The organism is Phenylobacterium sp. CCH9-H3 (assembly GCF_001557235.1).
Lineage (GTDB): Bacteria > Pseudomonadota > Alphaproteobacteria > Caulobacterales > Caulobacteraceae > Phenylobacterium.
This window is the reverse complement of record NZ_LSJI01000180.1, coordinates 48,976-69,643: the sequence shown is the minus strand read 5'-3', so window position 1 is coordinate 69,643 and position 20,668 is coordinate 48,976. Positions and strand designations below refer to the sequence as shown.

The following is a 20,668-nucleotide window of genomic DNA, read 5'->3' as shown; positions in this document are numbered from 1 at the left end:
GCAAGGCCTGGCCGGACCAATCCGCCCCGCATCACCCCGCCACCATCGCCAGCCACTCGTCCTCGGTCATCACCTGGATTCTCAGCTCGGTCGCCTGCTTCAGCTTCGAGCCCGCGCCGGGTCCGGCGACCACGATATCCGTCTTCTTCGACACGGAACCCGAGACCTTGGCCCCGAGGCCCTCGGCCTGGGCCTTGGCTTCGTCGCGGGTCATCTTCTCCAGGGCGCCGGTGAAGACGATGGTCTTGCCGGCCACCGCGGTGTCGGTCTTCGGCCGTTCGGCCGGAATGACGGTGAGCTGAGCGAGCAGGCTGTCGACCATGGCGCGGTTGTGGTCCTCGCCGAAGAACTCGGCGACCATCCGCGCCGCCACGACGCCCACGGCGTCGACCGAAGCCACTTCGAGGAAGGCGTCGCCCGGCGTTTCCGACGCGGCCTGCCGCGCGGCGGCCTCGAAGCTGGCCCAATCGCCGAAGCGTGCGACCAGCGCCGCCCGAGCCTTGGAGTTCAGCTTGGGGATCGCCACCCGCAGGTGGGCGTCCAGCGAGATCTCCGGCGGAATCAGCAGCGCCTGGCCGGCGCGCGCGAAATCGAGCACCGCGGACACTGCCGTCGGCCCTAGGCCGTCCAGGTCCGACAGCTCGGCGTACATCGGCCCGGCCATCTGATCGGCCGCCGCCTTCGAGGTCTCGACGAACCGCTCCACCGTCTCGAAATGCCGCGCGAGCGCCAGGGAGGTGGTCTCGCCCACGTGGCGGATGCCCAGGCCATAGATGAAGCGGTCGAGGGCGATGTTGCGGCGGCTCTCGATGCTCTCAAGCAGGTTGCCCACGCTGGTTTCGCCGAACCGCTCGGTCTCCAGCAGCTCGGCCCGCTTTTCGTGCAGGCGGAAGATGTCGGCCGGAGAGTCCAGCCAGCCCCGCTCCGAGAACAGGGTCAGCTGCTTCTCGCCCAGGCCCTCGATGTCGAAGGCGCGCCGCGACACGAAGTGACGGAGGTGAGCCAGCTTCTGGAACGGGCATGCGAACTCGCCCGAACAGCGGCGCACCACCGTCTCCGCGCCCGACGCCGTGGTCTCCCGCACGATCTCCGTATGCAGGGGGCACGGGCACCGGGTAGGGAAGGCGAAGGGCTCAGCCCCGGGCGGCCGCTCCTCCAGCACCACCGAGACGATCTGGGGAATCACGTCGCCGGCCCGCTGCAGGATCACGGTGTCGCCGACCCGCACGTCCTTGCGCTCGATCTCGTCGGCATTGTGCAGGGTGGCGTTGACCACCACCACGCCGCCCACCGTCACGGGATGCAGCCGCGCCACCGGTGTGATCGCGCCCGTGCGGCCTACCTGGATGTCGATGGCCTCCAGGATCGTGCGCGCCTGCTGGGCGGGGAACTTCCGAGCGATCGCCCAGCGCGGGGTGCGGGTGATGAAGCCCAGGCGCTGCTGCCAGTCCAGCCGGTCGACCTTGTAGACGACGCCGTCGATGTCGTAGCCCAGCCGCGGCCGTACCTTCTCCATGGCCGCATAGGCCTCGAGCAGGCCGTCGGCGTTCTCGACCCGGCAGCTTTCGGGCGTGGTCTGGAAGCCCCAGGCCTTGAGCTTCTGCAGCGCCTCCCACTGCGTGTGGGCGAACGGTTCGGTGTGCGCGCCCCAGGCGTAGGCGAAGAAGCGCAGCGGCCGGGCGGCGGTGACGCTCGCATCGATCTGGCGCAGCGAGCCCGCAGCGGCGTTGCGCGGGTTGGCGTAGGTCTTCTGCCCGGCGGCCGCGGCGGCGGCGTTGAGGTCGGCGAACTCCTGGTGGCCCAGATAGACCTCGCCGCGCACCTCGATCTCGTCGGGCCAACCGGCCCCCGACAACCGGTGGGGGATCTCGGCGATGGTGCGGACATTGGCGGTGACGTCCTCGCCGACCCGACCATCGCCCCGGGTCGCGGCCCGAACCAACTCGCCCCTCCGATAGAGGATGGAGCACGACAGCCCGTCGATCTTCGGCTCGGCCGTGTAGCCGACCACTTCATCGGCCGGCAGGCGGAGGAACCGGCGGATGCGGCCGTCGAAGTCCACCGCCTCGTCGTCGGCGAAGGCGTTGTCGAGGCTCAGCATCGGCACGCCGTGCTCGATGGCCTTGAACTTCTCGGACCGAGCGGCCCCCACCTTCATCGAGGGCGAGTTCTCCCGCACCAGATGTGGGAAACGCGCTTCGATCGCCAGGTTGCGCTGCTTCAGCGCGTCATACTCGGCGTCCGAGATCGTCGGATCGTCCTGCTGGTGATAGCGGATGTCGTGGGCCGAGATCTCGTCGGCGAGCCGGGTCAGCTCCTCGACAGCTTGGGCTTCGGTCAGGGCGTCGACGGGGATCTGGGAATCCATCGGCAAGCTGTAACCCGCCCGGCCGCGCAGGCGGAAGGGGCCGCTCGGCGTCAGGCGTCCATCAGCGCCCGGGCGGCCGCGCGGGCCGCGTCTGTGATCTGCGCGCCCGCCAGCATGCGGGCGATCTCCTCCTCGCGGTCGGCGGGGGACAGCACTTCGACGGCGGTGCGGATACGCTCCGCGTCCCCCGCTTTCGCGATCCGCCAATGCGCCTCGGCGCGGGCGGCCACTTGCGGACTGTGCGTGACGACGAGGACCTGCGCCGCAGACGCCAGGCGTTTCAGGCGCAGCCCGACGGCGTCGGCCACGGCGCCGCCAACCCCCTGGTCCACCTCGTCGAAGATCATCAGCGGCTGGGCGCCTGCCGCGCGGCCCGCCAATGCGGCCTTCAGCGCCAAGGCGAAGCGGGCCAGTTCGCCGCCCGAGGCGATAGCGCCCAGGTCGCCGAACGGCGCGCCGGGGTTCGTCGAGATCTCGAACGCCACCCGATCCATCCCGGCGGGGCCGGCGCGATCCTCAGTCAGCGGCTCGACCGCCACGCGGAACCGGGCCTTCTCCAGCTTCAAGGGCGCGAGCTCGGCCATCACGGCCTCGGCCAGCCGCTCGCCGGCCGCCCGCCGCGCCTCGGTGAGGGTCTCGGCCGCGGTAAGATAGGCGCTGCGCGCCGCCGCCTGCGCCGCCTCGGCCGCCTTCAGGCTCTCCTCCGAGCTCTCGACCGCGCGGAGCCGTTCGGCGAACTTCACCCGAAGCGCCGACAGCTCCTCCACCGGCACGTTCAGCTTCCGCGCCAGGCCCCGCAGGTCGAACAGCCGCTCCTCGGTCTTCTCCAGCCGGTCGGGCTCGAAATCGAACGCCGCGGCGGCGGCATCGATGGCGGCTTCCGCCTCCGCGGCCTCCACCAGAACCCGGTCCAGCGCTTCGGCTGCCTCGGCCAACCTGGAGACGGCGGGCCCCTCCGCCGCGGCGCCCGCGGTCAGCGCCCGCTCGCGCGCCCGTTCCAGAGCCCGGATGGCGCTCGCAACCTTGCCGCCCAGCCCGTCGAATGTGTCGCGGGCCGAGCCGATGTCCGCCAAGGCTTTCTCGGCCGCACCCAGCACGGCGCGCGCCTCGGCAAGTTCGGTCTCCTCGCCCTCCCGCGGGTCCAGGCGGTCCAGTTCGGACAGTCGGAAGGTGAGTTCCTCGGTCTCGGCGGCCGACCGGGCCACATCCTCCCGCAGGGCGGAAACGCGGTCGCGGGCGGCCCGCCACGCGCTCCAGGCGTCCGCGACGATGCGCCCCTGCCCCTCCAGCGTGCCATAGGCGTCCAGCAGCGGCCGGTGCGTACGGGCGTCCAACAGGCCCACGGTCTCGTGCTGGCCATGCACTTCCAGCAGGGCTTCACCCAGTTCCTTGAGCACGCCCACCCCGGTGGCCTGGTCATTGACGAAGGCCCGGCTGCGGCCGTCGGCGCTAAGCGTTCGACGCAGGACGAGGTCCTCGTCCCGGGCGTAGGCCAGGCCCTTTTCTTCCAGCAGGTCCCAGACCGGATGGTCGGGCGATGGCGCGAAGGCGGCGGTGGCCACGGCCTGGGCCGCCCCGCGCCGTACGAGGCCGGCGTCGCCGCGGGCGCCCGTGGCCAGGCCCAGGGCGTCGAGAATGATGGATTTCCCCGCGCCGGTCTCGCCGGTGAGCGCGGTGAGGCCCGGGCCGATGGACAGGTCCAGGGCCTCGATCAGCACCACGTCGCGGATCTGCAAGCCGATCAGCATCGCTGGGAAGATCGTATGGAATCAGCCGGGAAAGAAGGGCCTGGACGGCTTTTGTTCCGCCCCGCCATCGGTCGCCGCCCTAGTTCGGCTCGGGCGTGGCCTCGACCGGCGGCAGCTTCTCGTCCTTCTTGCCCAGGGGCAGGGAGAAGATCTTGCGCTGGTCCGCGCCCTTGCTGGCCTGTACGGCCGCGTTCGGGTCGGTCGCCTCGGGCGGCTGGATCGTCTTGTCCTTGTCGCGCCGGAACGGCATCCGGAAGATGCCTCGGCCGCCACCCGCCTTGGGCTCGACCGCCGGCTTCAGGCCCTTGGAGGTCAGCAGCCGGTAAGCGTCGCTGTACCAGGGGTCGCCCGGATAGTTGTAGCCGAGCACCGCGCCGTTGCGCTTGGCCTCTTCCATCAGGCCCAGCGTCAGGTAGCTCTCGACCAGCCGGTACAGCGCCTCGGGCGTGTGGCTCGTGGTCTGGTAGCGGTCGACCACCGTCTTGAAGCGATTGGTGGCGGCCAGGGTGTCGCCCTGGCGCAGGTACCAGCGGCCGATGGTCATTTCCTTGCCGGCCAGCTGGTCGTTGACCATGTCGATCTTCAGCCGGGCGTCGGCGGCGTATTCCGTGCGCGGGTAACGCTGCACCACGTCGCGCAGGGCGCTGAGGGCCTGGCCCGTGGCGGCCTGGTCACGGTTCACGTCCACGATCTGCTCAAAGTAGCAGATGGCCTTGATGTAGTGCGCGTAGGCCGCCGTCGGGTTGCCCGGATACAGCTGGATGAAGCGGTCGGCGTCGCCGATGGCTTCCGCGTAGTCATTGCCCTGGTAGTGGGCGTAGGCCTGCATCAGGATCGCGCGGCGCGACCATTCCGAATAGGGGTGCTGACGCTCCACCTCCTGGAAATAGTTGACCGCCTGGTTCCACTGCCGCCGGTCCAGCCGGTCGGCGCCGGTGGCGTACAGCAGCTCGACCGGGCGCTCCTCATAGGCCAGGCGCGGCTTGCTCTTCTTGTTGCTGGCGCAGGCAGAAAGGGCGAGAGCGCAAGCGGTCACCACGAGCACGGCACGGGTGGAATTTCGAACGGCAGACACCTTCACCTCAAGACCAGCGCGCGCGCCCCCACGCGGAGAGTCGCTTCTACACTACGACTTGTGGCGAGCAAACGGCGGCGCGGCGCCTGCTCAGAGGGTTTGTTTCAGCCCCTCGACCTCTTGGGCCTGGGTCACCTGGGGCTTGGCCATGCCGAGCTGGTCCATGACCATCTCGGAGAGTGTCGGCAGGCTGGCCCGGTCCACCCGGTGGCTGTCGCCCCACAGATCCGCCCGCATCAGGGCCTTGGGGCAATGCAGATAGGCCTCGCGGACGTCGATCCGCAGCAACGTCCTCGGAACCTTGCCGAACTCCACGAACTCCGCGGCGAGCGCGTCGTCGACCAGCAGCCTCGCCGTGCCGTTGACGCGATAGATGTCGTCGATCCCGGGGATCATGAACATCAGGCCGACCTCCCCCGTGCCTTCGGCGATGTTGCGCAGCGAATCGAGGCGGTTGTTGCCGGGTCGGTCGGGCATCAGCAGATGCCGGCCGTCCTCCGAAACCCGGATGAAGCCCGGGCCGCCGCCACGCGGGGAGACGTCCACGCTCCCGGTCGGGCCGACGCTCGCCAGGGCCGCGAACGGCGAGAGGGCGATAAAGCGGCGGCCGTGCGGATCCACGTGGTCCAGGCACTTGGCGACCGTGAGCGGATGCGGCGGCTTGTAGAGTTCGTCCAGCTGAGCCGTTGCGTCGTTTGCCATCGGCAGGCCTCCCTGCCGGCACTAGACCTCAGTTGCGAACGGTTCGCAAGCTAGACGGCCTCGCGCAGATCCTCGACCAGGGTGCGGACGCGCCAGGCGTCCGGGCGGGCCAGCAGGGCGCGCACAACCGCGTTGTTCAAGCCGTGGCCGGCCAGCACGCCCTCGAACCGGCCCAGCAACGGGCCCCCCAGGACGTAGAGGTCGCCGATGGCGTCGAGCGCCTTGTGGCGGACAAATTCGTCGGGACGGCGCAGGCCTTCAGGGTTCAGCACCCGGTCCCCGTCGAGCACGACGCAGTTCTCCATCGACCCGCCCCGGGCCAGGCCCATGGCGCGCAGAGCCTCGACCTCGCGCAGGAAGCCGAAGGTGCGGCAGTCGGCCAGCTCGTCGCGGAAGGCCTGGCCGTCCATGGCCATGTCGATCGACTGGCGGCCGATGGCGGCGCTGGGAAAGCTGATTTCGAAAGCCACCTCGAAACCGTCGGCCGGCTTCAGGGTGGCGCGCTTGTCACCGTCAACCACCTCGACGGTGTCCAGGATCTCGATGTAGCCACGCGCGGCGTCCTGCGGACGCAGGCCGGCGCGGTCCAGGATGCGAACGAACGGCAGCGCCGAGCCGTCCATGATCGGCATCTCGGGCCCGTCGACCTCGACCACGGCGTTGTCCACGCCCAGCATCGCGAAGGCGGCCATGAGATGTTCGATGGTCGAGACCGTCACGCCGGCTTCATTGCCGATCACGGTGCCGAGTTGGGTCTTGCACACCGCCTCGCCGCTCACGGGTACGACGTTGTCGCGGTCCCTTACATCGGTCCGCACGAAGACGATGCCGGCGTTCGACGACGCCGGCCGCACCGAGACGCGGGTGTAGGCGCCGGTGTGCACGCCAACCCCGGCGAACAGCGCCGGAGACCTGACGGTGTGTTGGAACGCGGCCAAGGTGGACCTTCCTGCAACGAACGCGGTGCGACGACCGACCTTTGCCCCCAACGTGCTGGCTAAGCTGCTTGATGCAACGCAGCAAAGCACTTCGTGTTTCGCAATGTTTCGCTTCAGGATTGGTTAACGGACGCGGTCAACCCAGCACTGTTTTTGCTCGATTTTCCGGCACAGAGGTGAATCACACCGCAGGGTAAAGCTGGGTCCCGACCAGGTTGCGCGCACGGTCGAGAATCCGCACCTGCACCGCCCGGCCCAGCTTGGCCAGGCAAGCCGCCAGGCGCTTGGCCTGGGCCTCGGCCCGGCCGCCCGAACGGAAGACCAGCGGCTCGATCCCGGCGCACAGGACGGCCCAGCCGTCGGCCAGCGGCGAAACCCAGATGATGCGGTTGGCGCTCATGGGAAACCTCCCGGAGTTGCCCCCGGGAGGTTCTACCAAGTCCCGCCGTTCATCGGCGTGACGATTTCGTGGAATTTTGTTGCGGGCGCCGGGCGCTAGTTTGCGAGCCGCCGCAGGAACGACGGGATTTCCAGATCCTCGTTCTGATCGAGGTCCTCGACCTGCTGCTGGGCCTCCACCGGCTGGGCGCCGCCCCGCGACGGCGCAGGCGCGGTCCGCGGCGCGGGGGCCGAAGCCTGGGGCGCGGCGGCGGGAGCCTGCGGGGCATCGTAGCGGGGGCGCCCACCGAAGATGCTCAGGAACCCACCCCGCGGGCGGCGCGGCTCATACGCTGGCTCGGCGAAGAGCGGCTCGTCCTCCGGCTCGGCGGCTTGCGGATCCACGATGCGGGTCACGGGCTGGACGATCGCCGGCTCGACGGGCGCGGCGGCAGCTGGAGCGCTGAAGATGTCGGGCTGCTCCTCCTCGCGCGCCTCCAGCGCCGGCTCGGGCTCGGCGACCATGGCGGCCACCGGCTCCGGGGCTTCGGCGGCGGCCGGCTCCGACGCGCGCGGCGTCACGGTAGCGCGCAGCGGCTCGGCCTGCAGCGAACGCCGCTCGATCTTGGGCTCGATGGCCGCGATGGAGGCGCCGTCCATGCCGGTGGCGACCACCGACACGCGGATCATGCCTTCCAGTGTCGGGTCGAAGGCGGCGCCGAAGATGATGTTGGCTTCCGGGTCCACCTGTTCGGAGATAGCGTTGGCCGCCTCGTCGACTTCCAGCAGGGTCATGTCCAGGCCACCGGTCACATTGACCAGCACCGCCTTGGCGCCCTTCAGCGAAACCTCGTCCAGCAGCGGATTCTGGATGGCGTTCTGGGCGGCCATCAGGGCGCGGTCCTCACCGGTCGCCTCGCCGGTGCCCATCATCGCCTTGCCCATCTCGGTCATCACCGTGCGGACGTCGGCGAAGTCGAGGTTGATCAGGCCGGGCAGCACCATCAGGTCGGTGATCGAGCGCACGCCCGAGTGCAGGACCTGGTCTGCCATGCCGAACGCTTCCGCGAACGTGGTCCGCTCGTTGGCCACGCGGAACAGGTTCTGGTTCGGGATGACGATCAGGGTGTCGACGTAGCGCTGCAGTTCGCTGATGCCGGCGTCGGCCAGGCGCATCCGGTGGCGGCCTTCGAAGTGGAAGGGCTTGGTCACCACGCCCACCGTCAGGATGCCGCGCTCGCGGGCGCACTTGGCGATGATCGGGGCCGCGCCGGTGCCGGTGCCGCCGCCCATGCCGGCGGTGATGAACACCATGTGCGCGCCGTCCAGGTGCTCGCCGATCTCGGGAATGCTCTCTTCGGCCGCGCTCATGCCGACCTCGGGGTGGGCGCCGGCGCCCAACCCTTGCGTCACCTGCACGCCGAGCTGGATACGGCGCTCGGTCTTGGCGAACTGAAGCTGCTGGGCGTCGGTGTTGCCCACCACGAACTCGACGCCTTCAAGCCCGGCTTCGATCATGTTGTTGACGGCGTTGCCGCCGGCCCCGCCGATCCCGAAGACGACGATCCGAGGCTTCAGTTCGGTTGCGCGCGGCGCGGAAAGCGAAATGGCCATGGGACGTCCTGTCCTTCCCCAAATTGCGGTCTAGCGCGCCAGACACCCCTTCGCCGACGCACCTGAGTAACGATGCGTTAAGTACGCGCCGACACCCTTAATCGAGTGTTAACCGCATACTCTGAGTCGGAAGGCCGTCGAGCTTGGCTGAACGTGTTTTTCCGCCTGATCCCCAAGAGGAGAGCCGGCGAATCAACAGTAAAGCTGCGGCATCTGGACTCAGGGATCACGGCGCGCCGGTCAAGGCGCACCCAGCGGTTGTCCACGGTCCATGGAGCGCGGGCGGGCCCATGGGCTCAGGGCCGAAGGCCCAGCGCCTTCTTCACCTCGCGCCAGTCGACAAGCTTGAAGTTCTGCCGGGCCTGCTTGGCGCCGCCCCCGACCTGGCCATGGTCTTCGTCGTCCTGCATGACCACCAGCCCTTCGGGGAAGCCGCCGACCGCCCCGCCCAGGGCGGCGACGCCATCGGTCCCCGTCACCGCGTCCACGGCGCCGGCGGCCATCACGCTGAAGCGGCCGCGGTACTCGGGCTTGGGTCCGTCGACCCGCCAGACGGCGAAGGCCGAGTCCCCCTGACTGGAGGCGATCAGCCAGGTGACCGGTCCCTCCCTAAGCAAGGTCAGCCCCTCCACGTCCGGGGTCAGCATCTCGGACGGCGCCACGGCGATCTTCTCGCCCTTCGCAAGCCCGCCGCCGAGGTCGAAGCGCCAGATGCCCGCGCCTTCCTCGCCGAGGTAGAGGCGGCCCGTGGCGTCGTCGGCTACGCAGCCCTCCGGCTGGCTGGGCACCGCGAACCGGCGCTCCTCCTTGAATACCGGCCGCCCGTCGGGGCCCGCCGCGACCGTGTGCTGGCGCACCTGCCCGTCGGTGCCGTTGACGATCACCAGGAAGGTCTGCCCCCGCCGCGCCAGGCAAAGGCCGTAGGGCTCCGCCAGATCCACCGGGACTTCGCCCCATAGGCTGAGCTTCAGCGTGGCCGGGTCCATGAGAAAAAGGGCCGCCCCTGCGCCGGGCCGGCCGCGATCCGACGCGGCCACCAAAACGCGCGGGCCTTGGGACGTCGGGAAGCTGTCGCGCAGGTCGACGTTGTTCGGCTTGCCCCCGGGGAGATACTGGAGCTGCTTTCCCTTCAGGTCGTAGACGTAGAGTCCGGCCTGCTTGTCCGTGCCGATGATCACCCCGCGGCTCGGGTCCTTCGGATCGACCCAGATCTCCGGATCGTCGGCGGCGTCACGGTCCCCCGTGCTCACGGCAGGGGTCTCGGCGGCGGCCGGGACGGGCGTGCCCACGCCGACCTTCATGCCTCCGGAATCCGAAACGTCTTCCGGTCCAAGTCTAGCGCAGGAACTCAGAAGTAGAGCCGCCACGGCGACTGACATCAATCTGTCATGTAACTGCCGCCGAAACATCACTGGCCCTCATCATTTGGCGAAACTAAGTCGACCCCGAATAGGCGTGGCCGTGTTCTTCCGTCAACCGGCCGGTGATGGGGATAAACCAGATGAAAAAGGCGATGCTGTTCGCCGTGGCTTCGCTCGCGCCCCTGCTGGGCGGAGCACCCGCGTGGTCCGCCGACGCCGCCGCCGACGAGGCCGAGCGCACGAAGACCGTGGAAGAACTGGTGGTCACCGGCGCGATCACCTTCCGCAACCGCACAGACGAGGTGGCCCCCACCCTCTCGTACGACCTCGAATACTTCCAGCGCTTCGAACCGCTCACGGCCGGCGACGCCCTGAAGCGGGTGCCCAGTGTGGCCTTTCTCTCCGACGTCCTGGAGTCGGATGGCGCCCGCCTGCGAGGCCTCGATCCCGGTTACACCCAGATCCTGATCAATGGCGAGCGGGTTCCCGGCGCTGGCGTCGACCGCTCGTTCTTCGTCGACCGTATTCCCGCCGAGCTGATCGAGCGGGTGGAGGTGGTCCGCTCATCCTCGGCCAACCGCAGTGGCGATGCGATGGCAGGCGCGCTGAACATCGTGCTACGCGACGGCTATACCTTCGACGGCGGATACGTACGCGCAGGCGCTCTGCTGTTCAGCGATGACCGCGTGCGTGAGACGATCGGGGGCGTGTTTTCCGCCCCGGTCGGCCCCGGCCGCATGGTGATCGGCGCCAACTACCAGGGCCGCCGCAACCCCAAGCAGAAGTTCAGCCAACGCTTCGACGAACCGGGCGGCTCGCTCGACAATGTCGAGATCCAGTCCGACACCCGCAACGGCGAGGACTATTCGCTGAACGCCAGCTACGATGTGCAGATGGAGGACTCGACGCTGAAGCTGTCGGGCTTCTTCGTCCGCACCGACCGGCTGGAGGACGAAGACTCCTACGAATACGCCGGCGGCCGGGTCGGCGCGGCGGACTTCCTCACCTACAACAACAACAACGTCGACATTCAGACCGACAACTGGGCCCTGCAGGCGCGCTACGAGCGCGACATGGCGGGCGGCAAGACCCGCTTCAAGCTGGGCTACGCCGAACTCTCCGACAAACAGGACGAGATCGAGGAGGAGTTCGAGTATCGGCGCGACGCCCTGCCGTTCCCAGACGACGACCGCTTCACGGGCGATAAGACGCGTCGGCGGCTGGAGGACAAGGAAATTTCCGGCGAGCTTTCGCACAGGCGCGACGTCGGGGCTGCCAAGCTCGAGTTTGGCGTGCAGTACGCCAAGAAGGACCGCGACACCGACATCACCACCGTCCGCAATCGGGTGACGATCCCGGACCCGCCGCGGACGCGGCCGAGCCTAGGCAACTACGGCCCCTTTGAGCCGGAAGTAGGCGGCGTGAACACCATCGAGGAAGAGCGGATCGATCCGTTCGTCATGCTCTCCGGCGAGACGGGAGCCTTCGGCTGGGAAGCCGGGGTCCGTTGGGAGAACACCGACACCACCATCGAGGATGCAACCGCTCCGGCCGGATCGCGGAACGTCAAGAACGACTACAGCTTCCTGCTCCCGTCAGCGCACCTGCGTTGGAACCTGTCGGCGGACGACCGGATCAAGCTTTCGGTCGCCCGTACCGTTCGGCGGCCGAACTTCGACTTCATCTCGCCGGCCCTGCTGGAAGCCGAGCTGGGCGACAACGACCTGCTGGGCAACCCCAACCTGAAGCCGGAATCGGCTTGGGGCGTGGACCTGGGCTTCGAGCGCCGCCTGGGCACGCGCGGCGTGGCCGGTGTCAACGTCTTCTATCGCGACGTGAAGAACCTGATCGAGGTGGGCAGCACCGGCCAGGAGGGCAGCGAGGGCGCCGGGACGTTCGTGCTGCAACCGCGCAACACCGGCGACGGATCGGTCTGGGGCGTGGAGTTCGACCTCTCGACGCCGCTGACGGCCTTCGGCCTCGACGACACCGGGGTGTTCCTGAACTACTCCTGGCTCGACAGCGACGTGAAGGACGAGTTCGGCAAGCGCCGGTTCAACGACCAGGCCAAGTACGTCTTCAACGTCGGCTTCATCCAGGACCTGCCCACCTGGGCCGCCGCCTTCGGGGCCACCTATCGCAAGCAGGGCCGGGCCTTCGGCCGCGTCGTCGGCGAGGAGGTGACCACCACCTACGGCGCCGACCTCGAGGTGTTCGTCGAGAAGCGGTTCGGCGAGCGCTACGTGGTCCGCCTGACGGGCACGAACCTGCTGGACTCGAAGAAGAAGGAAACCTTCAACAAGTTCACGACCATCGGCGACCAGCGCGCCCGGGACTTCGACGAGTACGAACTGGAGCGCGAAGAGGCCGGTCCGGTCTTCCAGCTCGTGGCGCGGGCGACGTTCTAGGGCTGCTTACACATGACCCCGTCGCGCATCGCCTGTCTCGTCGCCGCCGCCGGCCTGTTCGGGGCTGGCGGGGCGGCGGCCCACCCGGGGTCACATCACTTCGATCCTCCCGCCCCGCGGGCGGGGGCGCCGAAGGTCGATCCGGCCAAACGACGCTGGCTGGCCGGGGACCACCATGTCCACAGCTGGTTCAGCGTCGGCTGGACCCCAGCCGCCGACGGCAAGTCTGCGCCCTCGCCCGTCAAGGCCGGCGACGCCAGCAATCCGATCCCGACCAACGCCACCATGGGTTTGAAGTACGGCCTGTCGTGGATGGTCTCCACCGACCACGGCGGGCCGAACCATTCCAAGATCAATCGCGACCAAGCCTATCCAGAGCTGCTCCGCTCCCGGCGCGAGCATCCCGGCCTGATCCACTTCTTCGGCATGGAACTGGACGTTCCGGGCGCCGAGCACGCCAGCGTGATCCTGCCGCGCACGCCGGCCGAGCGCGACGCCCTGTTCGGCATCGAGAGCCGCTTCAATCGGCGCGAGCCCTGGCCCGCCGCCCCCGCCCGCAACACCGAGGCCTTCATGCTCGAGGCCCTGAAGCACATGGGAAGCATCAAGGCGCCGCCCGTGGTCATCGCCAACCACCCCTCCCGGACAGCCACGGCGGTCGGCGCCTACGGCCTGGTCTCGCCGGGCGAGCTGCGTGATTGGAACGATACCGCGCCCCACGTGGCCGTGGGCATGGAAGGCGCCCCCGGCCACCAGGCCGCCAGCCTCAACACCAGAAAGGCCGCGGATCCGGACGACGCCTTCCGCGGCAGCTACCGCCGCGCGCCCACCATGGGCGGTTTCGACCAGATGACGGCCCGTCTCGGCGGGTTCTGGGATTCCATGCTCGGCGAAGGCCGCAACTGGTGGGTGACCTCCACCTCGGACTCCCACCGCCACTACACCGACGGCGGCAACGACTTCTGGCCGGGCGAGTACTCCAAGACCTACGTCAAGGCGGCCCGCACCTACGACGATGTGCTGGACGGACTGCGGAACGGCCGGGTGTTCGTGACCCTCGGCGACCTGGTCTCAGAGCTGGACGTGACCGTTCAGCCGGCCGCGGGGGGCCCGCGCGCCGAGATCGGCGGCCGGCTCAAGGTCCCGAGGGGTTCGGACGTGACGGTGGTCATCCGCCTGCGCGACCCGGCCGGCGCCAACTTCGGCGGCCGGACGCCTGACGTCCGCCGCGTCGACCTAGTCCGCGGCGACATCACCGGCCCCGCCGCCGATCGCACGACGGACCGCAATCCCAGCGCCCGCGTCGAAGCGCGGTTCGGCCCCGGCCAGTGGGCGCGCGACGGCGAGCGGATTTCCATCGCCTACACCCTGCGAAATGTCACCCAGTCCACCTACGTCCGGGTGCGCGGCACCAACGGCGCGGAGCTGGAGCCCGAGCCGGACCTCGCGGGCGAGGATCCGTGGGCGGACCTGTGGTTCTACGCCAACCCCGTCTTCATCGAGGTCGAGGGCTAGCTAGAGGTTTTCCCGCAGCCACTGGGCCGCCTTGGCCACCGGGTTGGCCCGGGGATCCAGGGGTTCGCGACGCAGCTTCGACGACGACAGCTGCTTGCTCGACACGGCCTCGCGCGGGCCGAAGGCGGCGCGGTGCAGGATGCCGGCGGCGGCGGTGAACGCCGGGCCTGAGGCGGCGTCGGCCAGGTGCGGCACCCGCCGCGGACGACCCAGGCGCACCGGCCGGTCGAACACGCGCACGGCCACTTCCCGCACCCCCGCCAGCTGGCTGGCGCCGCCGGTCAGGACCAAGCCCGCACCCGGCTCGATGGGAGCGCCCGCCGCCTTGAGCCGATCGCGGAGCAGTTCCAAGGTCTCTTCAACGCGGGGGGCGATGATGCCCTTCAGCAGGCTGCGCGGCGCCACGACCGGGCCCGCGCCGGGGTCGTCGCCCCGAGGCGGCGCCTCGATCATCTCGCGGTCCTCGTTGGCCGAGGCGATGGCCGAGCCGTGCAGGGTTTTGATCCGCTCGGCGCCGGCGATGGAGGTGGACAGGCCGCGGGCGATGTCCTGGGTCACGTGATGGCCACCCACCGGGACCGTTTCCACATGCACCAGGCTGCCGCCCCGGAACACCGAGGCCGAGGTCGAGCCGCCGCCCATGTCGATGCAGACGGACCCGAGGTCCATCTCGTCCTCCTCCAGCGCCGCCAGGGCGGAGACGAAGGGCGCGGCGACGACGCCGTCCAGCTGCAGGTGGGCGCGCTCGACGCAGGCGCCCAGGGTGTTGAAGACCGTCTCGGCCACCGAGACCACCAGGAGTTCGACGCCCAGCGTCTTGCCGAACATGGCGCGCGGGTCGCGAACCCCGCCCTGCCCGTCGACGGCCCAGGCCACCGGCAGGATGTGGATGGCGCGCCGGCCCGGCAGCTTGATCTGCGCCAAGGCGTTCTGGATCGCGCGCACCAGGTCGTTGTCGCCGATCGGCCGCGCCCCGATCGAGACCCGCCCCTGGACCCGCGAGGAGCTGAGCTGGCCGCCGGCGGTCGCGATGGTCACGCCTTGCACGTTGACGCCCGCCACGTTCTCGGCCCGCTCCACGGCCTGGGCGATGGCCTCGGAGGCCTCGTCCATGTTGACGATCGCCCCACCGCGCACGCCGCGCGACTGCACGTAGCCGACGCCGCAAGTGGTCAGGGTGCGGTCGCCGCGCCGGACGCCGTCAGGCTTCATGATGAAGCAGGCCACCTTGGCCGCGCCCAGGTCCACGGCGGCCACGATCTTCGGCGGCGCCAGGGCCGCTTTCAGGCCGTCACGGCCGTTTTTCGGATCGGCCTTCTTCGCGGGCGTCTTGGCGTCGGGACGATCGGCGGTCTTCAGCATGGGTGGGCTCGGTTTCATTACACGCCCTCGGCGGGCGCGGTGACGGCGGCGGTCGTGGTGGTCGTGAGGTCAGGCGTCGGCTGCGGCGCGCGCGGACGGACGGCGACCACGTCGGGATTGCGCAGGTCGATGCGCTCGAATCCCAGCTCAAGGATGCGCGAGCGCAGGTCCAGCTGTTCCAGTTGCATCAGCGCCTGTTCCTCGTCGACGGCCGGCAGCTGGATCAGCGCGCCGTCCTTCATGCGCAGGTCCCAGCGGCGATCGTCCACCCGCACGAGGGCCTCCATGCGGGCCATCAGCTTCGGCCGCTGCGCCAGGGTCGGCAGGATCTCGCCGGCGTGCTTGGCGCCGCCCGCCCCCACCACCAGCGGCAGGTCGGTGAAGCTGGCCGGATCCGCTTCGGGGATCACCTGGCCCTTGTCGTCGATCACCACGCTGCGGCCGCCATGCTGCCATACCGCGAGCTGGCGGCGTTCCTTGACCGCGATGACGAGGGTGTTCGGCAGCAGGCGCACGACCCGGGCCTCCTGGACCCAGCCGACCTTCTCGACCCGTTCGCGCAGGGCGTTCAGGTCCAGGCCCAGCAGCGGGTCGTCCTTGTGGACATTGGCTGCGCGGACGATGTCGGGTGTGGCCAGGGCCGAGGCGCCCTGGACGTGGACGGTTTCCAGCCGGAACCCCGCCTCGCCGAACTTGCCGCTGACGCCCGCGCCGACCGCGTCGGCGATTTGCTGACCGCGCCCGCCGGTGGCCAGGGTGACGCCGAGCGCCAGCGTCAGGACGCCGCCGGCGATCATCAGGATCTGTTTCGCGTTCAGGCGCGGGGCGACGGCGCCCTCCGCCTTCGCCGCCGGGCGCTTGGCCCGTGGACTAGCGGGCCCCTTGGCCCGAGGTTTCGCCGCGACTCGCGATCCCCCCCGCCCCACTGCGGGCATAAGCGTCCTCCGTGATCCACAGCACCAACCGGTCGAAGTCCACCCCGCCCGCCGCGGCCTGCTCCGGTACGAGCGAGGTCGGGGTCATCCCCGGCTGGGTGTTCACCTCCAAGAGGACCAAAACATCGTTAATGTCGTCATAACGGAGGTCCGACCTGGTAACGCCTCGGCAACCCAGGGCCGCGTGCGCCATCTCGGATAGTTTCTTCGCCTTCTCCGCCACTTGCGGCGGGATCCTCGCCGGGACGATATGCTCCGACCCGCCCTCGCCGTACTTGGCCTCGTAGTCGTAGAATTCGGTTCTGGGGACGATTTCGGTAACGGTCATGGCCTTGCCGTCCATGACGCCCACCGCGAGCTCCATACCGCGGATATAGGGCTCCACCATCACCTCCTCGCCGAAGGTCCATGAGGGGGCCACCACCTCCTGCGGCGGGCGATTCGCGCCGTCGCGGACGATGAACACGCCGACCGACGAGCCCTCGGCGTTGGGCTTCACCACATAGGGTGGGGGCAGGACATGGCCCGCGGCCACGTCGAAGCGGCTGAACAGGCCCCCGCCCGGCACGACCACGCCGGCGGCCGCCAGCACCGCCTTGGCCTTGGCCTTGTCCATCGCCAGCGCCGAGGCGAGCACACCGCAGTGGGTATAGGGCACGCCCAGCGTCTCCAGCACGCCCTGGACGCAACCGTCCTCACCCCACTCGCCATGCAGGGCGTTGAAGCAGACGTCGGGCTTCAGCTCGGTCAGGACCTGGGCCACGTCGCGGCCGGCGTCCACGCGGCTGACCCGGGCGCCCAGGCGCTCCAGCGCGTCCGCGCAGGCACGGCCCGAGACGAGGCTGACCTCCCGTTCGGACGAGAGACCGCCCATGAGGACAGCGACGTGGTGGCCGGAAAGGGGGGCGGTCATGGCGACTCGTAGCGTAGGAGGAAACGTGTCCTGCCGGTGGCGGACGGCGCCCTCCCGGTCAAGGGCGCTTCAGCTTTCGGTGCATCCGCGAGGCGGCCCAGAACAGGGCCGCCAAGCCGCAGCCGGCGATGATCCCCGCCATCAGGTCATGCGCGACCGTCAGGCCGAAGGTGGCCAGCAGGACGGCGCCCGCCCGCCAGTTGGTCATGAGGCTGGCGAACTCGCGCCGCTCGGCCATGTTCCAGGCCACGACCACCAACAGGCCGGCGAGGGCCGCGAGCGGCACGTAGGACGCAAGCGGCGCCGCCACCAGCATGAACACCAGGATGAAGACGGCATGCAGCATCCCAGCGACGGGGCTGCGCGCGCCGGCCCGGATGTTCGCCGCCGTGCGGGCGATGGTTCCGGTGACGGCGATGCCGCCGAAGAGCGCCGAGCCCACATTGGCCAGGCCCTGCGCCACCAGCTCCATGTTCGACCGGTGCACCCGGCCGGTCATGCTGTCGGCGACCTTGGCCGACAGCAGGCTCTCGAGGCCGCCAAGGAGCGTGAAGGACAGGGCCGCGCGAAACACCGCCATGATCAGCGACCAGGACAGTTCGGGCAGCTGCGGCGCGGGCAGGCCCTGCGGGATGCCGCCGAAGCGGCTGCCGATGGTCTCCACCGGCAGGTGCAGGAAGGTGGCTGCCAGGGTGGCGGCCACGACGGCGATCAGCATGCCCGGGAGGCTGGGCTTGAGACGGCGAAGACCGAGGATGACCGCGGCCACGCCCACACCCACCGCAAGGGCCGCCGGATTGAGGGTCGCGAGGGCTTGGCCAAGGGCCGCCAGCTTGGGAATGACCGGCCCTGGCTCCGGGCCGGCGAGCTTGAGGCCCGCGAGGTCCTTGATCTGGCTGGCCAGGATGGTGACCGCAATGCCGGCGGTGAAGCCGACGGTCACGGCGTGCGGAATATGGCGGATCAGCGAACCCAGGCGCAGGAGGCCGACCAGCGCCAGCATCGCACCGGACATCAGGACGGTGAGGATCAGCCCCTCGATCCCGAACTTCGCCACCGTGGCCGACACGAGGACGATGAAGGCCCCGGCGGGCCCGCCGATCTGGAAGCGGCTGCCGCCCAGCGCCGAGACCAGGAAGCCGCCGACGATCGCCGTGTAGAGGCCGCGGTCCGGCGAGACGCCCGAGGCCACCGCGATCGCCATGGAGAGCGGCAGGGCGAGGATGGCCACCGTGAGGCCCGCCATGGCGTCGCCACGCAGATCGCCGAGGCCATACCCCTCCTTGAGGGTGGTGGCGAGCTTCGGCCGATAGAGGTTCGAGGTGGCGGTTCCGTCCGGCATGGGACTCAGTCGCGTTTGAGAGCCACCTTAGCCTTGATCGGTCGCAAAGCGATGCGTTCCGCCGCCGCAGCGGCGATTTGCACCGCCTCCGTCACTGCGGATTCGCAGCTTTCGGCCGGAAGTCCACGTCCGAATTGGCCACTGTGTAGAGGAAGGCCGCCCACACGGCGACGTTCTGCGACAGTTCGGCCGGGTCGATCTTGTCCAGGGTGTCGTCCGCCGCGTGGTGCAGGTCGAAGTAGCGGTTCATATCCTGGCTGAAGTCCACGAACGGCACGCCCGCCGCTATGATGCCCGCGACGTCGGCGCCACCGAAACGCGGCGCCTCGCTGCTCGCGGCCACCTTCAGCTTGGGCAGCACGCTGCGGAACGCGACCATCGCCGGATGTCCCGCGGCCGCTCGCGGCGTGCTGACGCTCCAGATCCGGCCGGCGCCGCCATCGCTCTCGCCCGCCACGATCATCTTGCCGACCTCGTCCTTGTGCGCGGCGGCATAGGCGCCCGACGAGCCGCCCTGCTCTTCCGAGCCCCACATCACCACGCGGATGGTCCGCTTGGGTCGGCCCGGCGCGGCCGCCAGCTTGGCCGCCGCCGTGGTGATGGCGATCCCGGCGGCGTCGTCCACCGCGCCCGTCCCTGGGTCCCAGCTGTCGAGGTGGCCGCCGATCACGATCACCTCGTCTGGCTTGTCCTTGCCGCGGATCTCGCCCGAGATGTTCCAGGCCGGCGCGGCGGGGTTGGTCGAGGACTGCATGTCCAGCTTCACCATCACCGGCTTGCCGCGCGCCGCCAGGTTTTCCAACAGTTCCGCGTCCGGCGGAGACAGGGCCGCGGCCGGAATCCCGCCCGGCGCGCCGCCGCCGGTGTGCGGCAGACGGGTGTCGTCGGTGGAGATCGAGCGGATCAGGTAACCCACCGCTCCGCGCTTGGCGGCCTCGGCGGCGCCTGCCCGGCGCTGAACGCCCACGGCGCCGTAGCTGGAGCCGTCCTGGGTGCGGCCCATGGCCTGGGTGACCACGGCGATCTTGCCGGTGAGCGAGCCCGCCGGCTGGTCCAGCATGGCCTGGTAGCTCTTGAACACTACGATCGGAGCCGTCAGCCCACCTGCCGGCGTCGGCGAGGAGTTGCCCAGGCCCAGGATCGCCAGCTTGTGCGGCCACGGGCCCACCACCTCAGCCGACTCCGCCCCGCGCGACCACGCCGGCGTGGTGAACGCTTCGACCTTGATGTTCTCGAAGCCAAGCTCCTTGAACTTCGCCACGCTCCAGTCCCGCGCGCGCTCCATGGCGGGCGAGCCCACCATCCGCGCCCCGATCTCGGAGGTCAGGGACTCGGCGATCGCCCAGGCGGTGGTGTCGGTGAGCGCCTTGTCGCGGACGGCGGCCGCGCCGGCGGCGAGGTCCTGGGCGACGGCGGGGGAAGCGGCGAAGAGGGCCGCGGCGATGGCGAGCTGGGGAAGGATGCGCATGCCATGCGGGTCCCATCCCGGAAGATTCCCGTCAAGCTCCGCTCCCGCCACCATGGTGTCAGCAGCCTGTCGGCAGGATGTGCGTGCAAAAAGGGAGTTCCCATGCCTGTTCCGACCGCTCTAGACGGCCTGCCGCGTCCGCCCTGCGCCGAACTGCTGGGCTGGGACGTGGTGGAAGCCCGGCCCGCCGACGGCTGGATCCGCATCCGCTTCGAGGGCCGCCCTGAGTTCGTCAATCCGGCCGGCTACATCCAGGGAGGGTTCCTGGCCGCCATGCTGGACGACACGATGGGGCCGGCCATGTTCGTCTACTCCGAGGGCCGCCTGTTCACCCCCACCATCGAGATGCATGTCAGCTTCCTGGCGCCGGCGCGCCCCGGGCCGCTCTACGGTGAAGGCCAGGTGGTGCAGGCCGGCCGGAGCATCGCGTTCCTGGAAGGTCGGCTCATGGATCTGTCGGGAACGGTGATCGCGAGGGCGACCGCCAGCGCCCGACTGGTGCCCAGCGAGAAGGCGCTGGCGGCGTAGTCCGCTCTGAAAG

Annotated in this window: 15 protein-coding genes and 1 pseudogene; 3 read left to right on the top strand and 13 right to left on the bottom strand. The window is 69.7% G+C overall.

Annotation, left to right across the window (positions count from 1 at the left end):
* Nucleotides 1-31 precede the first annotated feature (31 nt).
* The 8 genes and pseudogenes from ligA to AX721_RS16210 all read right to left on the bottom strand — a co-directional run bounded on the left by ligA (nt 32) and on the right by AX721_RS16210 (nt 10,202).
* Entirely contained in the window at nt 32-2,368 is a 2,337-nt protein-coding gene (gene ligA / locus AX721_RS16245; protein ID WP_068877041.1) for an NAD-dependent DNA ligase LigA, read from the bottom strand.
* Nucleotides 2,369-2,418: 50 nt separating this feature from the next.
* Nucleotides 2,419-4,116, bottom strand: coding sequence for a DNA repair protein RecN (gene recN / locus AX721_RS16240; protein WP_068877040.1), 1,698 nt, complete (start codon nt 4,114-4,116; stop codon nt 2,419-2,421).
* 208 nt (nt 4,117-4,324) lie between these two features.
* Nucleotides 4,325-5,161, bottom strand: a pseudogene (locus AX721_RS16235) (outer membrane protein assembly factor BamD); the annotation flags it as partial.
* Nucleotides 5,162-5,281: 120 nt separating this feature from the next.
* Nucleotides 5,282-5,893, bottom strand: a complete 612-nt coding sequence (locus AX721_RS16230; protein WP_068877039.1) for an MSMEG_1061 family FMN-dependent PPOX-type flavoprotein — start codon at nt 5,891-5,893, stop codon at nt 5,282-5,284.
* A gap of 50 nt (nt 5,894-5,943) precedes the next feature.
* Nucleotides 5,944-6,831 (bottom strand): UDP-3-O-acyl-N-acetylglucosamine deacetylase, encoded by an 888-nt coding sequence (gene lpxC, locus AX721_RS16225; RefSeq protein ID WP_068877038.1) that lies wholly within the window; start codon nt 6,829-6,831, stop codon nt 5,944-5,946.
* Nucleotides 6,832-7,012: 181 nt separating this feature from the next.
* Nucleotides 7,013-7,231, bottom strand: a complete 219-nt coding sequence (locus tag AX721_RS16220; RefSeq protein WP_068877037.1) for a hypothetical protein — start codon at nt 7,229-7,231, stop codon at nt 7,013-7,015.
* 95 nt (nt 7,232-7,326) lie between these two features.
* Nucleotides 7,327-8,823, bottom strand: coding sequence for a cell division protein FtsZ (ftsZ, locus tag AX721_RS16215; RefSeq protein ID WP_068877036.1), 1,497 nt, complete (start codon nt 8,821-8,823; stop codon nt 7,327-7,329).
* A gap of 296 nt (nt 8,824-9,119) precedes the next feature.
* On the bottom strand, nt 9,120-10,202 hold the full coding sequence (locus AX721_RS16210) for a phytase (RefSeq protein WP_231733288.1): 1,083 nt from the start codon (nt 10,200-10,202) through the stop codon (nt 9,120-9,122).
* A gap of 122 nt (nt 10,203-10,324) precedes the next feature.
* On the opposite strand from AX721_RS16210, the gene AX721_RS16205 reads away from it, so the two are divergent.
* Complete coding sequence (locus tag AX721_RS16205) at nt 10,325-12,592, top strand: TonB-dependent siderophore receptor (protein ID WP_068877034.1); 2,268 nt, start codon at nt 10,325-10,327, stop codon at nt 12,590-12,592.
* 12 nt (nt 12,593-12,604) lie between these two features.
* Nucleotides 12,605-14,107 (top strand): phosphoesterase, encoded by a 1,503-nt coding sequence (locus tag AX721_RS16200; RefSeq protein WP_068877033.1) that lies wholly within the window; start codon nt 12,605-12,607, stop codon nt 14,105-14,107.
* Here the strand turns inward: AX721_RS16200 and ftsA are convergent, their stop codons facing one another.
* The 5 genes from ftsA to AX721_RS16175 all read right to left on the bottom strand — a co-directional run bounded on the left by ftsA (nt 14,108) and on the right by AX721_RS16175 (nt 20,127).
* Complete coding sequence (ftsA, locus tag AX721_RS16195; protein WP_068877032.1) at nt 14,108-15,469, bottom strand: cell division protein FtsA; 1,362 nt, start codon at nt 15,467-15,469, stop codon at nt 14,108-14,110. It abuts the gene before it with no gap.
* Nucleotides 15,470-15,486: 17 nt separating this feature from the next.
* On the bottom strand, nt 15,487-16,404 hold the full coding sequence (locus tag AX721_RS16190; protein WP_082765511.1) for a cell division protein FtsQ/DivIB: 918 nt from the start codon (nt 16,402-16,404) through the stop codon (nt 15,487-15,489).
* Nucleotides 16,340-17,317, bottom strand: coding sequence for a D-alanine--D-alanine ligase (locus AX721_RS16185; RefSeq protein ID WP_068877031.1), 978 nt, complete (start codon nt 17,315-17,317; stop codon nt 16,340-16,342). The genes AX721_RS16190 and AX721_RS16185 overlap by 65 nt, the downstream gene beginning before the upstream one ends.
* 58 nt (nt 17,318-17,375) lie before the next feature.
* Complete coding sequence (locus AX721_RS16180; protein ID WP_068877030.1) at nt 17,376-18,659, bottom strand: SulP family inorganic anion transporter; 1,284 nt, start codon at nt 18,657-18,659, stop codon at nt 17,376-17,378.
* 91 nt (nt 18,660-18,750) lie between these two features.
* The gene (locus tag AX721_RS16175) at nt 18,751-20,127 is read right to left on the bottom strand and encodes a M20/M25/M40 family metallo-hydrolase (protein ID WP_068877029.1); all 1,377 of its coding nucleotides are present in this window, start codon (nt 20,125-20,127) and stop codon (nt 18,751-18,753) included.
* A gap of 102 nt (nt 20,128-20,229) precedes the next feature.
* Here AX721_RS16175 and AX721_RS16170 point away from each other — a divergent pair, with 102 nt between their 5' ends.
* Nucleotides 20,230-20,655 (top strand): PaaI family thioesterase, encoded by a 426-nt coding sequence (locus AX721_RS16170; protein ID WP_068877028.1) that lies wholly within the window; start codon nt 20,230-20,232, stop codon nt 20,653-20,655.
* The last annotated feature ends 13 nt before the right edge of the window (nt 20,656-20,668 follow it).

Coding starts and splice junctions, on each gene's coding strand:
- ligA (WP_068877041.1), bottom strand. CDS start 2,368: ATGGATTCCCAGATCCCCGTCGACGCCCTGACCGAAGCCCAAGCTGTC.
- recN (WP_068877040.1), bottom strand. CDS start 4,116: ATGCTGATCGGCTTGCAGATCCGCGACGTGGTGCTGATCGAGGCCCTG.
- AX721_RS16230 (WP_068877039.1), bottom strand. CDS start 5,893: ATGGCAAACGACGCAACGGCTCAGCTGGACGAACTCTACAAGCCGCCG.
- AX721_RS16220 (WP_068877037.1), bottom strand. CDS start 7,231: ATGAGCGCCAACCGCATCATCTGGGTTTCGCCGCTGGCCGACGGCTGG.
- ftsZ (WP_068877036.1), bottom strand. CDS start 8,823: ATGGCCATTTCGCTTTCCGCGCCGCGCGCAACCGAACTGAAGCCTCGG.
- AX721_RS16210 (WP_231733288.1), bottom strand. CDS start 10,202: ATGTCAGTCGCCGTGGCGGCTCTACTTCTGAGTTCCTGCGCTAGACTT.
- AX721_RS16205 (WP_068877034.1), top strand. CDS start 10,325: ATGAAAAAGGCGATGCTGTTCGCCGTGGCTTCGCTCGCGCCCCTGCTG.
- AX721_RS16200 (WP_068877033.1), top strand. CDS start 12,605: ATGACCCCGTCGCGCATCGCCTGTCTCGTCGCCGCCGCCGGCCTGTTC.
- ftsA (WP_068877032.1), bottom strand. CDS start 15,469: ATGCTGAAGACCGCCGATCGTCCCGACGCCAAGACGCCCGCGAAGAAG.
- AX721_RS16190 (WP_082765511.1), bottom strand. CDS start 16,404: ATGCCCGCAGTGGGGCGGGGGGGATCGCGAGTCGCGGCGAAACCTCGG.
- AX721_RS16185 (WP_068877031.1), bottom strand. CDS start 17,317: ATGACCGCCCCCCTTTCCGGCCACCACGTCGCTGTCCTCATGGGCGGT.
- AX721_RS16180 (WP_068877030.1), bottom strand. CDS start 18,659: ATGCCGGACGGAACCGCCACCTCGAACCTCTATCGGCCGAAGCTCGCC.
- AX721_RS16175 (WP_068877029.1), bottom strand. CDS start 20,127: ATGCGCATCCTTCCCCAGCTCGCCATCGCCGCGGCCCTCTTCGCCGCT.
- AX721_RS16170 (WP_068877028.1), top strand. CDS start 20,230: ATGCCTGTTCCGACCGCTCTAGACGGCCTGCCGCGTCCGCCCTGCGCC.